This window comes from Kouleothrix sp. 19917, from assembly GCF_057073505.1.
In genome coordinates this window covers 6,806,024-6,819,574 of record NZ_CP097099.1, presented here as the reverse complement: position 1 = coordinate 6,819,574, position 13,551 = coordinate 6,806,024, and the positions used below count along the sequence as shown (strand labels likewise).

The 13,551-nt window shown below is 58.0% G+C and carries 11 protein-coding genes; 2 read left to right on the top strand and 9 right to left on the bottom strand.

Annotated elements, in window-relative coordinates; all coding sequences use genetic code 11:
- Positions 1–33: 33 nt before the first annotated feature.
- Positions 34–1,377 carry an ABC transporter substrate-binding protein gene (locus M1P90_RS27620; RefSeq protein ID WP_483698883.1) on the bottom strand — a complete coding sequence of 448 codons (1,344 nt, stop codon included), beginning with the start codon at positions 1,375–1,377 and terminating at the stop codon, positions 34–36.
- A 180-nt stretch (positions 1,378–1,557) separates the two neighbouring features.
- A complete protein-coding gene (locus M1P90_RS27615; protein ID WP_483698882.1) occupies positions 1,558–2,571 on the bottom strand; it encodes a LacI family DNA-binding transcriptional regulator in 1,014 nt (337 codons plus the stop codon).
- Positions 2,572–2,922: 351 nt separating this feature from the next.
- Between M1P90_RS27615 and M1P90_RS27610 the strand changes: the two genes are divergently transcribed.
- Together M1P90_RS27610 and M1P90_RS27605 are read left to right on the top strand one after the other, a co-directional pair.
- Complete coding sequence (locus M1P90_RS27610; RefSeq protein ID WP_483698880.1) at positions 2,923–3,504, top strand: thymidine kinase; 582 nt, start codon at positions 2,923–2,925, stop codon at positions 3,502–3,504.
- 18 nt (positions 3,505–3,522) lie between these two features.
- Positions 3,523–4,497 carry a stage II sporulation protein M gene (locus M1P90_RS27605; protein ID WP_483698878.1) on the top strand — a complete coding sequence of 325 codons (975 nt, stop codon included), beginning with the start codon at positions 3,523–3,525 and terminating at the stop codon, positions 4,495–4,497.
- Positions 4,498–4,605: 108 nt separating this feature from the next.
- Here the strand turns inward: M1P90_RS27605 and M1P90_RS27600 are convergent, their stop codons facing one another.
- The 7 genes from M1P90_RS27600 to M1P90_RS27570 form a co-directional block, all read right to left on the bottom strand.
- Positions 4,606–4,983: a DUF192 domain-containing protein gene (locus M1P90_RS27600; protein ID WP_483698876.1), complete on the bottom strand. Its 378-nt coding sequence runs from the start codon at positions 4,981–4,983 to the stop codon at positions 4,606–4,608.
- 80 nt (positions 4,984–5,063) lie between these two features.
- Positions 5,064–5,987: a type II secretion system F family protein gene (locus M1P90_RS27595; protein WP_483698874.1), complete on the bottom strand. Its 924-nt coding sequence runs from the start codon at positions 5,985–5,987 to the stop codon at positions 5,064–5,066.
- Positions 5,988–5,995: 8 nt separating this feature from the next.
- Complete coding sequence (locus M1P90_RS27590; RefSeq protein WP_483698872.1) at positions 5,996–6,967, bottom strand: type II secretion system F family protein; 972 nt, start codon at positions 6,965–6,967, stop codon at positions 5,996–5,998.
- An 84-nt stretch (positions 6,968–7,051) separates the two neighbouring features.
- Entirely contained in the window at positions 7,052–8,452 is a 1,401-nt protein-coding gene (locus M1P90_RS27585; protein ID WP_483698871.1) for a TadA family conjugal transfer-associated ATPase, read from the bottom strand.
- A gap of 48 nt (positions 8,453–8,500) precedes the next feature.
- A complete protein-coding gene (locus M1P90_RS27580; RefSeq protein ID WP_483698870.1) occupies positions 8,501–9,769 on the bottom strand; it encodes a CpaE/TadZ family protein in 1,269 nt (422 codons plus the stop codon).
- A 26-nt stretch (positions 9,770–9,795) separates the two neighbouring features.
- Entirely contained in the window at positions 9,796–10,857 is a 1,062-nt protein-coding gene (gene cpaB, locus M1P90_RS27575; RefSeq protein ID WP_483698869.1) for a Flp pilus assembly protein CpaB, read from the bottom strand.
- A 172-nt stretch (positions 10,858–11,029) separates the two neighbouring features.
- Positions 11,030–13,444: a Kelch repeat-containing protein gene (locus M1P90_RS27570; RefSeq protein WP_483698868.1), complete on the bottom strand. Its 2,415-nt coding sequence runs from the start codon at positions 13,442–13,444 to the stop codon at positions 11,030–11,032.
- Positions 13,445–13,551 lie beyond the last annotated feature (107 nt).

The window sequence follows — 13,551 nt, the reverse complement described above, 5'->3', positions numbered from 1 at the left end:
CACCCGCGGCAGCGCTCGCTTGCTCAATCGCCGTTATTTGCTAAAGGCCCCAGTGGTCTGCTCGCAGGCCTGCTTGCCGAAATCTTCCGGCGTGATCTTGCCCGCGATCATCTGGTCCCAGAGCGACTGGACTTTGCCGCTGAAATCGCCCCAGTTGCCGGTGTAGAGCGCCTGCTCGGCCACGGCGTAGTCGGTGCCTTTGATGAATGCCTGATTGTTCGCCGGCGGGTTCGACTTCAGGAAGGCATCGACGGCGGTCTGATCTTTGCGCGACGGGATGTTGGTGCCCATCTCGGCCACTTTGCCCATCGCGTCGGCGGCGGTGATCGCCTTCATCACTTCCCAGGCGGCGTCGGGGTTGGCGGTTTTCGCGTTGATGATGTATGGGCCCCAGAACAGCCAGGTGCTCTTGACTTTGCCCTCGGGCATTTCCGCCACGTCCCACGCGAACTTCGAGTTGGTGCGCACGCCGGGGGTGAACCAGCGACCGTTGAAGTACATGCCAACCTTGCCAGCATTGAACAGCGCCTCGCCGTCGGCATCGCCCGCCGGCACCAGCTTCTCGGTGTAGAGGTCCTGCGCATACTTCGCGCCGGCAACCGACTCAGCCGAACCCAGGTTGCAGGCGGTGCGCTCCTTGTTGAACATGCCGCCGCCGGCCGCGTTGGTGAAGTAGCCCCAGGCCGGTCCCCACCAGTTGCCAAAGCCCAGGCCATACTGCTGCTTGCTGGCGTCGGTCAGCTTCTTGGCGCTTTCCAGCAGCGTGTCCCAGTTCCACTTGCCCTGATCGCTCAGTTCTTTGGGGTTGGGGATGCCAGCCGCTTTGAACAGGTCGGCGTTGAAGTAGGTCACCATGGTCGAGACATCGCGCGGCAGGCCGTAGATTTTGCCGTCGTGCGTCAGCTCGGCCACTGGCTGCGGGTAGAAATCGCCGATCTTGATGCTGGTATCTTTGTCGAGGAAGGGCTTGATGTCGAGCGCCTGCCCGGCCGCGACATAATCGGCAACCGAGGCGCCCGGGATCCAGGCGATGTCGGGCGCGGTGCCTGCCGAAAGCTCAGCCTTCAGCTTGGGCTCGTAGTCCTGGTTGACGCCGGGATCGTACACGGCCTTGATATTCTTGCTGGCGAGCTGCTGGTTCGCGGCGTCGTTCAGCGCCTGGTAGACGGCCTGCTCAGCCGCGTCGGAAGGGCGCGTGCGCCAGCGAATGGTGATTGCGTTGCCGCTGGCCGCGCCGCCGCTGCTGGCGGCCGGGGCCGCCGTGGGGCTGCTGGCGCTGCCGCCACCCTGCTGCTGGGTCGAAACACCACAGGCCGCCAGCACAATCGCGGCAATCATGATTAGAGCAAACCCGCTCAGCAATCGTTTGAACTGCATGGAGACATCCTTTCGTCGATAGGAATCTGAGTAACGTTCGTCATTGTCGTTGGGCGCGGCACCGTGCCTCGCTGGTCTCAAGGTTCGTCACAACTGTCGGTGGGCCTCCTTTTTTGCGCATAAGGAAATAAGCCTTCGGGAAACCCCAAAGCGCACAGAATGATCGCCGGCGTGGTAGAGCTAGGGCTGCGGCGGCGCGGTTGTGCCGCGCATAATGAGTTTGGTTGGCACGACGGCCGCGGGTGGCGGCGCATCGCCACCCAGCAGCGCAAACAAGGCTTGCGCCGCCGCGCCGCCCAGCGCAAAGCCAGGCTGGCGCACGGTGGTGAGTGGCGGGAGTGCCATTTCCGCCATCGGAATATCGTCAAAGCCGATGATCGAAAGCTCGTTTGGCACGCTGATGCCAAGCTCGCGGGCGGCGCGCATCACGCCCAGCGCCATGCGGTCGTTCACCGCAAAAATCGCGCTCGGCCGATTGGGATGCGTCAGCAGCGCATGGCCGGCCTGCTCGCCGCTTTCAATCGAGAAATCGCCCAGCGCGAGCATACCTTCTTCCAGCGCCAGGCCATGGTCGGCCAGCGCCGCATGGACCCCGCGCAGGCGTTCTTCCACCGCAAAGGGGCGCAGCGCGCTGCCAAGCACGCCAATCCGCTGGTGGCCGAGCGCCAGCAGGTGCTGCATCGCGCCCAGGGTGCCGTGGTAGTCGTCGGCGTGAATTGCGTGGAGGGCCAGGCTTTGCGCGTAGCCAATCGCGACCATAGGCGCTTCCTGCTGCCCCAGCACATCAGCGAAGGGCTGCAGATCAAGCGTTTCGAGCACAATCGCGCCGTCGATCACATCGCTGCGCAGCAGGCGCATACAGGCGCTGGCCGCCTCGGCCGGCTCGCGTGCCGTCGAAAGCAGCATGTTGTAGTCGTGCCGGTTGGCTTCGTCTTCAATGCCGCGAATACACTCAAGCAAGTGCGGGTCGGCAAAAATCTGGTCGGAGGTGTAAGGAATGAGCAGGCCGAAGATGAACGAGCGGCGCTTGCTCAGGCCGCGCGCGCGCTGGCTCGGCACAAAGCCAGTTTCGGCAATAATCCGTTCGATCAGGGCGCGCTTTTCGGCGCTGACATAGGGGCGGTTATTCAGCACTTTCGAGACCGTTGCTGGCGAAACCCCCGCCAGCCGCGCCACCTCATCGATCGTCGTCATCGTCGCATCTCCCGCCGCTATGAAGCGTTGCTGTACACTTCAATGCATTCAGGCGTAAAGTGTTTCCCACATCGTTGTGCAGGCGTGTCGTACCGACCAGCACGCCCGCAGCGGTGCGCCGGTTTGCTTCCCAGGCCATCAGAAAGGCAAGAAACGATTGTTCTTGCGCCAATAGGCTACGGGCGTGGTGCGTTGTCGTCGTGAGTAGTAAAGCGGTTTCCGATAGCATACACGATGCGGAAAGATTTGTCAATCCCATGTTTCGCTTGCCGCTGCTACTCTGGCATGGTAGGATACGCGCTCAGAATGAGAAGGGCTGCGCGACACGCTGCGCGCCACAAGGAGGGTTTTATGACGCGCCTCGGCTCAGGCGGTCGCATCGAGGTGATTTGCGGCTGCATGTATAGTGGCAAGACGGAAGAGCTGATTCGGCGGCTGAACCATGTGCAGATTGCGCGTCAGCGCTTGCAGGCGTTCACGCCCAGCCGCGACACGCGCTACGCCGTCGGCAATCTGGTCAGCCATAATGGCGTGCGCATCGAAGCACAGCCGATCGACTCGATCACCGAAATTCGCGACTACCTGCGCGACGACGTTCAGGTAGTTGCGCTCGATGAGCTGCACTTTCTTGACGACAACGCCGACACGGTTCTGGAAACATGCCAGACACTAGCCGATCGCGGGCTGCGCGTGATCATCGCCGGGCTCGACCAGGATTATCGCGCCGCGCCATTCCCGGCCATGTCGCGTCTGCTGGCGGTGGCCGAGCAAGCCGACAAACTGTTCGCCATTTGCGTGCGCTGCGGTGCCTATGCCACGCGCTCCCAGCGCATGATCGACGGCAAGCCCGCGCCCTTCGACGCGCCAACGATTGTGGTTGGTGGCCTGGAGCTGTACGAGGCGCGCTGCCGGGCCTGCTTCGAGGCCGGCTAACAAAACTGGAGGAATGTGGTGCTTGCGGAAGACTTCATTGCGGCAAAACGACCGAACTGGGAGCGGCTGAGCACACTGCTCGACCGCTCGCAGCTTGGCGGGCTATCCGCGCTCTCAGCCGACGAACTCAGCAGCCTGGGGCAACTCTACCGCAGCGCCACCTCCGATCTGGCCGTCGCTCGGCGCGACTACCCTTCCCACCGCGTCGCCGAATATCTCAACGGGCTGGTGGCGCGCGCCCACGGTGCGGTGTATCAGCGCCCGCTCGGTCGGCGGCGCGGCCTGGTCGAATTCTTCACCAAAGTCTTTCCGCGCACGTTCCGCGCCACCTGGGCCTACACCCTCGCCGCCTTCCTCATGTTCTTCCTGCCCGCAGTCGCCAGCTTCGGCATCGCCTACCGCGACCCGGCGGCTGGCGCGGCGCTCTTTCCCGGCCTCGAAGATCGCATTCAGGACATTCGCGACAAACACGAATGGTGGAACGACCTGAACGATGGCAACGCGGCTAGCGCATCCATGATTATGACGAATAACATCCGCGTTACCATCCTGGCCTTTGCCGGCGGCGTGCTGCTGGGCCTGTTCACGCTCTACGTGCTGGTGCAGAATGGCCTGATGCTTGGAATCGTTGCGGGGGCGGCGCAGTCGCTTGGCTTTGCCAGCAACCTGTGGGGTTTCGTGGCGGCGCACGGCACGCTGGAACTGAGCGCAATTTTTATTGCGGGCGGGGCGGGTATGCAGCTTGGCTGGGCGCTGGTGCGGCCGGGGCTGCTCACGCGGCGGGCGGCACTACTGCTTGCGACGCGGCGGGCGGCGCTGCTGCTGCTTGGCTGCGTGCCCATTCTGGTGGTTGCCGGCACCATCGAAGGCTTTCTGTCGCCCTCTGCCGCGCCGCTGTGGGTGAAGCTCGCCGTCTCACTTCTGTCGGGGATTCTGCTCTACAGCTACCTGCTGCTGGCGGGGCGGGCACGCGGCGGGGCGCGTTACGCCTAACTGTGCGCTTTCAGCGCAGGGGTTAGGAATTAGGGGATGGGGAATAGGGATTGGCCATTACAATGCTGATGTTTCCCTGGATTTTCGCATCGTTTTCTTAATACTACACTATCCAATCGGTGGTGTGAGCGAAAGCTGGTCGTCCACCTCCGTGCCTGTCGCGGCAAGCACCCCCGCGGGCATCTCAACCACATACTGCCCGCGCCACGGCGCAACACCCGCAAAGGGCCGGCTTGGCGGCATGGCGTGCTGCAAGCCAACCACCACATGCTTCTTATCAACAAACAGCACATCAATCGGCACGCGCATAAAGAAGGTATGGATGCTCCACTCGGGGTAGATGATCAGCGCATAGCCGGCTGGCAAGCTGACGCGCCCCATCAGGCCGCGCCCGCGCGCCATAAACGAGCGCGCCAGCTCTGCTCCGCTGGCAAGCACCTGCCCGCGCGTTTCGTTGCGGATTTCAATTGGTGGCGATGCTGGCATACGCGTTTCCTATGCATAAAGAAAGGCAAAGAACCACAGGTGTTCTTTGCCTTCTCACCATTCACGAAGTAGTGTTTGCGCTACAGCCCGCCCAGCGAGCCCATCAGGCGCGGCACAGCCGGGCCAAGAATAACGATAAACAGCGACGGGAAGATCAAGAAAGCCATTGGAATAAGCATCTTGATTGGCGCTTTGTGGGCGGCTTCCTCAGCGCGCTGGCGACGGCGGATGCGCATCTGGTCTGACTGGATGCGCAAAATCTTGCCGATCGAAACGCCAAGTTGCTCGGCCTGAATGATCGCAGCCGTGAAGGTCTGCACATCCTCAACGCCCGTGCGCTGCGCCATATCTTTCAGCGCATCGCGGCGCGCGCGGCCCAGGCGCGTATCGGTGAGCACGCGCTTGAACTCGTTCGAAAGCTCATTGTCCCACTTATCGGCCACACGCATCAACGCCAGGTCGAAAGCCAGGCCCGCCTCTACGCTGATCGTCAGCAAGTCAAGCGCATCAGGAAGCGCCTTCACAATATTGTGTTTACGCTGCTTGATCTTGCGGCCCAGCCACATACCTGGCAGCAGGTAGCCCAGCACGGCCATAATTGCCGTGTACATCAGGGCTTTGGGGGTTTCCATGCCCTGGCTAAATGTAACGAACCCGCCAGCAACCAGCAAAATGATCATCAGTGCCATGCGCAGGCCACTGAACATCATTGGGGTAATATTGCCAGGGTTGCCCGCCTGCTGGATGTTGAGCTTCAAACGCTCAGCGCTCTGCTTCGGGCCATATTTGCCAAGCACCGCCAGAACAGCACGTGCCATGGGAATGAGCACGCGCTGGCTGAATGGCTGCTGAAGCTCGAGTTCATCCAGCGTCATCGTGCGCTCGGTGAACTGGCTCAGGCGCTCGCCAATCGCATCAGTCTGGGCCGGGCGGGTCATTCCAAAAATTACCAGGGCAATGCCCGCCACCATAACCACGCCAAGAACAACAATCAGTGACGACATCGCCTACCTCACACTTCAATATCAACAATCTTCATAATCACGAAGAAGCCGATAATGATCATGCCTAAAGCAGTCACCGGCAAGCAGCACCAGGCATCCGGTGGCAGCCCAAACTTGAACATGGGCGACATATAATCGGGGTTGATGACAGTAATGCCAATCGCCAGCACAATCGGCAGCGCGGTAATCACATAGGCCGAAATACGACCCTGCGCGGTGAGCACCTGAATTTCACCCTTGATACGCACGCGCTCGCGAATCGTGTGGCCGATGGTCTCAAGAATCTGCGCAAGGTTCCCACCAACCTCGTGCTGAATATTCACCGCAGTGATCAGCAGATCCAGGTCATCGGAAGGTACGCGCCGCAACAGGTTACCAAGCGCTTCTTCTGTGGAAAGACCCAAACCAATCTCTTGCACCACGCGGCGAAATTCATTCGACATTGGCGGCGGGGCCTCGCGCGAAACAAGATCCATCGACTGCAAAAAGCTGTAGCCGCTGCGCAGCGAGTTCGCCATGAGTGTGATGCCATCGCCCAACTGGTTGTTGAAGGCTTTGATGCGCTTGCGCGACGCATACACTACATACAGGTTCGGCGCAAACGAAAGCAGTACGCCGGCAACAAGTGCCGAAAGCACCATCGCCGCAGTACTTGCGCGGCCAACATATGCCCCCAGGCCTGCACCCGCAAGCGCAGCCAGGATTTTAAGCCCAATAAACTCAGTAACGGTCAGCTTCAAGTCGGCCCGCGCAAGGTCGCGCGCGATCTTGCTGCCCTGCCGGCCCTTGCTCACCACCGCATCGATCTTCTCAAGTGGCTTAGCCTCGACTGGCTCGTTGCGCTGCGAACGCCCGGCAAACTGGTTCAGGCGGTCATCGAGCGCCCGCCCGCCGCCTGCACCATCCATCGACTTGCGGCCCATAAGGCCGATCACGATAAACAGCAGCGCCAGCACGCCAGCGCCGATCAAAAGCATCATTGGGCTTATCGGTAGATTCGCCGGAAGACGCATATCGAATTCCTTTCCAGCCGGCAGGTCTTTGGCCAGCCACTACGCGCCGATCTAGAAGAATGAGCGCTCGCCAGCATAACCAAAGATATTCGGCGGCAGGTAAATGTTCTGGGCTTCGAAAAGCTCGACGAACTTGGGTCGAATACCCGTCGGCCGCAACTGGCCGACGATTTTGCCACGCTCGTCCAGGCCCGTCTGCTCGAACAGGAACACGTCCTGCAGAACCACAACATCACCTTCCATGCCCTGCACTTCAGTAATATTGATGATCTTACGGCTGCCGTCTTTGAGGCGTGCCTGCTGCACAATCACGTTGATTGCCGAAGCAATCTGCTCGCGGATGGCGCGCACCGGCAGATCCATACCAGCCATCAGCACCATCGTCTCGATACGGGAAATAGCGTCGCGTGGGGTGTTGGCGTGCAGCGTGGTCATCGAGCCATCGTGGCCAGTATTCATCGCCTGAAGCATTTCCAGCGCCTCGCCGCCACGGCACTCGCCCACTACAATGCGCTCGGGGCGCATACGCAAGCAGTTAATCACTAGGTCACGAATGCTGATTTCGCCTTTGCCCTCGACATTCGGTGGGCGCGACTCGAGCGTCACAACATGATCCTGGCGCAACTGCAATTCAGCAGCATTTTCGACGGTAATAATGCGCTCGTCTTCGGGAATAAACGACGAAAGCGCGTTCAGCGTCGTCGTCTTGCCCGAGCCGGTGCCGCCCGACACCACAACATTCAGGCGGCCACGCACACACGCCGAAAGAAATTCCGCCATCTCGCGCGTCAGCGAGCCAAAGCGGATCATATCTTCGACGGTGATACCTTCCTTCTTGAACTTACGAATGCTCAGGCAGGGCCCTACCAGCGAAATCGGGCGAATAACCGCATTTACACGGCTCCCATCGGGTAAGCGCGCATCCACCATCGGGGATGACTCGTCGCAGCGACGACCAAGCGGCGAGATGATGCGGTCGATGACGCGCATCACGTGCTCGTCGTTATTGAAAATGACATCGCTTTTCTGGAGCTTGCCCTTGCGCTCAATATAGATGCTGCGCGGCCCATTGACCATGATTTCGCTGATCTCGGTATCGTTGAGCAATATTTCGAGCGGGCCAAAGCCAAGAATATCGGCGGCAATGCTTTCGAACATACGCGCGCGCTCGGTACGCGTGAGCACGATATTTTCGCTATCGAGAATACTGTTGAAGATATCTTCAACCTGCTGGCGCACCTTCGCTGCATTGGCAAGATCAAGCTTTGGGTCAAGCTCGCCAATCAGCTTGTTTTGCACGCGCGAACGAATATCGGCAAAAGCATGATCATCGCGTTCGCGGGCTGAACTGGCTACTTTATTGCCTTCAAAATGTTGTGCGCCAGGCCGAATCGCAGACGCGCCACTTTCAGTGGGCGCGGGCGTACCGCCGATTCGCTTCAGCAACGACATAGCAAGAACCTCCTCCAAACGAAATGACTATTACGATGCGGGCTTGTTTTAGCGCTTGGTAAGCAGCCGACCAAAAAGGCCGCGACTCTCAGGCGCTTTTGGTTCGGGCTGGGGAGCACCCGCCTTCACCGTCGCGCCGCCACGAGCATTGCTGATCAGGTTTGCCAGGGCAAAAATGTCTTTCGACGTCTGATGATTGCGCTTTTCAATCACCAGCGGCACGCCCTGATTGATCGAAAGCGACATTTCGTGTGCGGCATTGCCAACCTGCAGCGCGACCTTGTGCTGAATATTTTCCTCGACATTCTCGACGCGGATGCCAAGCCGGCTATCGGCCTTATTCAACACCAGCAGCGTTTTTTCCGGAGGATATTCCAGCAGCTCGGCTACTTCAAGGAACAGCTTGATATTCTTGATGCAGGGCATCTCAAGTGTCATCAATGTGACGATCCGGTCGGCAAGGTCGAGCACGGCCAGCGCGCGATCCTGAAATGACGATTGCGTATCGACCACGACATAGTCGAACTCTTTACGCATCAGTTCAAGGATCGCGCGTAGATGATCCGATGTCACGAGTTCACCAGTTTGCGGGTTCGGCGGGGCCAGAAGCACTTTGACCTGCGATGTATGGGTAGTTAGTACATCATTCAGCAAGTCGCGGTCGAGTTCGCTGATACGATTTGCCAGGTCCGAAATCGTCTTGGTCGAGACGAGGTTCATGATCACGCCCAGATCGCCAAAGATGACATTGCCGTCAACCAAAGCCACTTTCTTATTCGTCAATTGCCGCAGCGCAACCGCAAGGTTTGCGCTCACAACCGACGTGCCAGCGCCGCCCTTCGGGCTGAAGACAGCAATAATCTGCCCTTGCGCGGTGTTAGCCTCGCCCATGAACTGCTCGGCCGGCGCGGCGGTTGTGTAGCGGCGCTGCGTTGTTTGCAGGCGATACACGTGCCGAATGGCGTGGTAGAGTTCCTCGGCGCTGATTGGCTTGGTCAGGAATTCGCGGGCACCGGCGAGCATCGAGCGGCGCAGATAATCCTGCTCGCCCTGAACGCTCATCATAATCACCTGCACGGTTGGCACCTGGCTGAGAATCGCTTCAGTCGCAGCAATACCATCCATGTCGGGCATATTAATATCCATCAGCACAACGTCGGGCTGATGTTGCTTTGCCATCGCAACGGCCTCGCGTCCGGTTCCCGCTTTTGCCACCACCTTGATATCTTTTTCGAAAAACAACAGTTTTTCGAGATTATCGCGGGTTTCGGCAATATCATCGACGATCAGAACACGTATTTCGGACTGATCTGGCATGCGATTCTCCTCAGTATCCTCAGTTGTTATGGTGTTGGCGTTGGTGTCGTGTTGATCGCTGGTGATGTTGGCGCAGTCGTTGTTGCAACAGGCGTCAGGGCGCTTTGTTCGCTAACCGCTGGCACTGCAGGCTGCGGCAAGGGCAAGCCATACTGCGAAACCAGCAGATCCAGCGTCGCGCCAGTTGTCGTTTCAATTGCGCTGTCGCCGCTGCCGCGCAGCACAAGCGTAATGCCAGTGCCCTGCTCAATCGAGAACTTCAGCAATTCAGCTTGCTGATCAGTCACGGCGAGTAACAACAACCAGTTTCCATTTTGGAATGTGTTTGCGTTGGCCGGGTTTGGCGTCTGGTTATTCCCCGCCTGGTTGCCGCTTTGATTTGGATCAACCGGCTGACCATTGGCATCCGTCTGCGGCGGGCCAGCATCGGCAGGGCCACCAGGAGTCGGCGTACCTTCAGGAGCAGGGGCCGGCTTGCGAATCTGCAAGACTTGCACATTCTGCAGCAGGGTTTTCGTCGTCTGCCCCTGGAAAGGCTCTTCCTTGATCATCACCTGACCCTGATCATTAAAGCCGGGGCGCAGGTAGGTGCGGCTTACTATGAATGACGACAAAACATCCACAAAGTCGCCCGGCCGAATCTGATCAGCCACACCGCTCAAATTATTCACCTGGAACGTCACAGCCTTTACTCGCGGCTGGCCAGCCTGGGCTGTTGGGATTTGGATTGCAAGGCCAGGCTCAGTCACATCGGCCTTACGAATTCGTTCGTTGAACGCAACGCCACGCAAGGTCTGCTTGTACAGCAGTTCTTCCGGGCTCGTGAAGAATTGGTCTGACGCTGCGGCAAACTCGCTTTCCGGAATATCGATCGTTGTCAGGAATGTCACTGTGTCAGTAATCACAGTGTTGTTGGGTATATCGATCCGAGCGATAACGATCTTCCGCTTCGATTCTTGTGTTGGCTGGGGAGTGAGATCCTGTGTTGCCAGAGGCTGCTGCGAAAGCACAAAATATGCTAGCGCACCAATGACAATAATCAGGAGTCCGAGAAGCAGAAAAAGCCGGCCTCCACGCCTCATGTGCATTCAACCTTTCTTTTAGAAGCATGCGCAGCCGCAGATGCCTGAGCAAATATTATAGCACAGGCTGACAAGCCATGCACCGAAACAGCGTTGGGAGGCCAACCGTGAAGGTCGGCCTCCGTGCGCACCGTTGGTCTACGCATGCAATGATCGCTTGATCACAATCCTTAGCAAGCTATCGCTTCACCAGAGGAACATATGCAATGTATCCGGTTTTATTCACGGTGAAAGTGATGGTTTGCGAGATATTATTACCCTCACCGCCCAACGTTCCTTCATACACATTATTATACGAGTCCGCCACCAGAATGACAGAGTAATTGCCTGGTGTTTTGAAGAATGAGAGGATATCAACTGGCTTATCATGGTTTGTGCCTTTTGAGGCCAGCCACTTGGTGACATTGAAGGTAGAATTAGCACCCATAAAGCTGCGATTGATATCGGCATAGGCGTCGCTGCACTGCATATTCTGGTTGGTGAATGGTATGGTTGGCTTTACCACCGTCTCACCCGGGCCAAAAATACACATATCAACAAAGAATGACCCTGAGAGATCGAGGTCGGCAGCTAAGGTTGGCTCGAACTTATTGACGTTCTGGATCAGAACCTTAATGCCTGTCAGTGTCGTGCCATTCTTCAATACACTAATGCCGTTGAAGTTGATATCGGGATTACCGGGAACAAAGACATCAATACTCAAATTCAGCAAAGAAGGCGTGACCAGAAAGTTATCGGTTGCCAGCTTCGCCCGGTATTGGAAGCAGCGCGCTGCCAGGTTAATTGGCGGCGAAGTGTTTACGCCATTGGCCGATTGATGGGATGCATCGCTCTGCGTCGCCTTCACCGACTGCCAGCTGCTTTCATTCCACGTTGCTGTTGCGCAGGTGTCGCCCGAGGAGATGCGATACTGAATGGCGATATCCGCGCCAGCTGCATTGGTGCGATTGATCTGGCTGTACCAGCGAATCGTTTGCAGCTGCGCAACCTGCGTCCCACCAAAATCGACATCGTAGGGCTTGGAGTAGTACCAGCCACTTGATGCGTAGCCGGTCGTGCTCACGTCTTCGCCGCCGCCGATACGGCCAAAAATGACATTGGCAGTACCAAAATCATCGCCGGGATTACCATCGGCAGTGCTGCCTCGCCCGCCGAACACATACACAAACGCGGTGTTCTGGCTTGTATCGTCGGCAGGAACAATGGCGGTTGCATGAAATGCGCGCGCAAAGGGCAGAGCATCGTTCTTCAAGAAATTACTGCCGCCACCATCAACACCCGGCGGAATTTCGCCGGCATTGAATTGGTGGAGTTCCATATTATCTTCGACATAGGTGGTAAGCACGCCTCGGTCTGGCTGGTCACTATTGTTGGGCAGGCCGCCAACCGCATACAGCGAGCCGTGAAACGTAACGCCGCTAAAAGCAGTGCGTGTCTGCGGCAGCGTACCTTGCCAGCCAAAATCCCAGGTGAGTTTGCCATCCGAAGCAACAAACGCGCGGTAAATGGTCGAGTTGAACGAAGGCAGGGTTGACTGCGTTTGCGGCGTGATCTGCCCGCCTGCGACATAAAGCATATCGGCTGAGTCACCCGTGCTTACAAGGTAGTGATCAGAATAGATAGATGCATCCCACAAACCGGCTGGTGAAGCGCCGGGTATCGGGATGGGTATCCACTTGTCCCACCCAGCCGCGCCAGTGCTTGGCTTCACAAGCTGCCCGCCCGAGCCAACGCGCGCGTAGAAAACGTCTTTCGAGCCTTCGCTCACCGTCGTCGCCTGGCCGCCGGTGCCGCTGCGGTAGCGCTTAAGCCCACCAATAACATAGACATAGGTCTGATTGCCAACTTTAAGGCTTGTCACCGCTGGTGACTGCAAGCCAAGCTGGCTGATATTCTGGGTATCGTTTGCGACGGGGGAAGGAAGCGATGGGCCGGCCACCCAGCTCGTGATATGCCCAGTGGTACCAACCACACCAATCCGCACCGCGTAGCTCGAGAAATCGAAGGTACCAGCCGAGGCATTGCCACCGATGACATAAATATAGCCTGCGCCATTGCCAGTTGCAACTGAAGTGACGCCGGGTGAGTTAATCGCGGCTACGGGTGTTGTAAAACCGGTCTGATTTGAGCCCTGCACCGGGGGCAGCGACGGCTCGGCCTGCCAGTCTTCCGTGAAGCTGCCATTGGTTTGCGACACAGCCGCCGACCAGACATCGGCAACCGATTGCGATGAGTTACTTACTGGAGTGATGCCACCAATAATAAAGAGGCGATTGTCGATCGCCGTCGCGCCCATTTTAAAGAGATTTTTCTTTAAGTTGAATGGCGAAGTGACCCATGTTTTTAGCAAACCAATTGGGCCAAGCTGAATAGCGCCCGACACATCTTTTGGCGAAAGCGCAGTGTTTTGCAGTGGGCCTAGCACCGTGCGCTGAAACGAACCTTTAGCAAAATCGGTGATTGCATTATCAATTGTTTTTTGCGTGACGGCAGCCTGGGATGCCGAGGGCGGCAGAAGACTGATGCCAAGCGCACAGATCCCGACGAGCAAACTCACGCGGACGCGAAATGACAGGTGTTGAGATAAAAACATGATCTTCCTCGCTTCACAGAGTCAGCCAGCCGAAAGCCGAGCCCAGATGATACCGACGCATCGCCTGGGCTCGGCTTTGGGTATTCATGCTTAGCCTAACCGCACAT

What these genes read in the sequence shown, in the direction of transcription:
- M1P90_RS27620 (WP_483698883.1), bottom strand. Translation starts at nt 1,377, where the DNA reads ATGCAGTTCAAACGATTGCTGAGCGGGTTTGCTCTAATCATGATTGCC.
- M1P90_RS27595 (WP_483698874.1), bottom strand. Translation starts at nt 5,987, where the DNA reads ATGTCGTCACTGATTGTTGTTCTTGGCGTGGTTATGGTGGCGGGCATT.
- M1P90_RS27570 (WP_483698868.1), bottom strand. Translation starts at nt 13,444, where the DNA reads ATGTTTTTATCTCAACACCTGTCATTTCGCGTCCGCGTGAGTTTGCTC.
- M1P90_RS27580 (WP_483698870.1), bottom strand. Translation starts at nt 9,769, where the DNA reads ATGCCAGATCAGTCCGAAATACGTGTTCTGATCGTCGATGATATTGCC.
- M1P90_RS27590 (WP_483698872.1), bottom strand. Translation starts at nt 6,967, where the DNA reads ATGATGCTTTTGATCGGCGCTGGCGTGCTGGCGCTGCTGTTTATCGTG.
- cpaB (WP_483698869.1), bottom strand. Translation starts at nt 10,857, where the DNA reads ATGCACATGAGGCGTGGAGGCCGGCTTTTTCTGCTTCTCGGACTCCTG.
- M1P90_RS27615 (WP_483698882.1), bottom strand. Translation starts at nt 2,571, where the DNA reads ATGACGACGATCGATGAGGTGGCGCGGCTGGCGGGGGTTTCGCCAGCA.
- M1P90_RS27610 (WP_483698880.1), top strand. Translation starts at nt 2,923, where the DNA reads ATGACGCGCCTCGGCTCAGGCGGTCGCATCGAGGTGATTTGCGGCTGC.
- M1P90_RS27600 (WP_483698876.1), bottom strand. Translation starts at nt 4,983, where the DNA reads ATGCCAGCATCGCCACCAATTGAAATCCGCAACGAAACGCGCGGGCAG.
- M1P90_RS27585 (WP_483698871.1), bottom strand. Translation starts at nt 8,452, where the DNA reads ATGTCGTTGCTGAAGCGAATCGGCGGTACGCCCGCGCCCACTGAAAGT.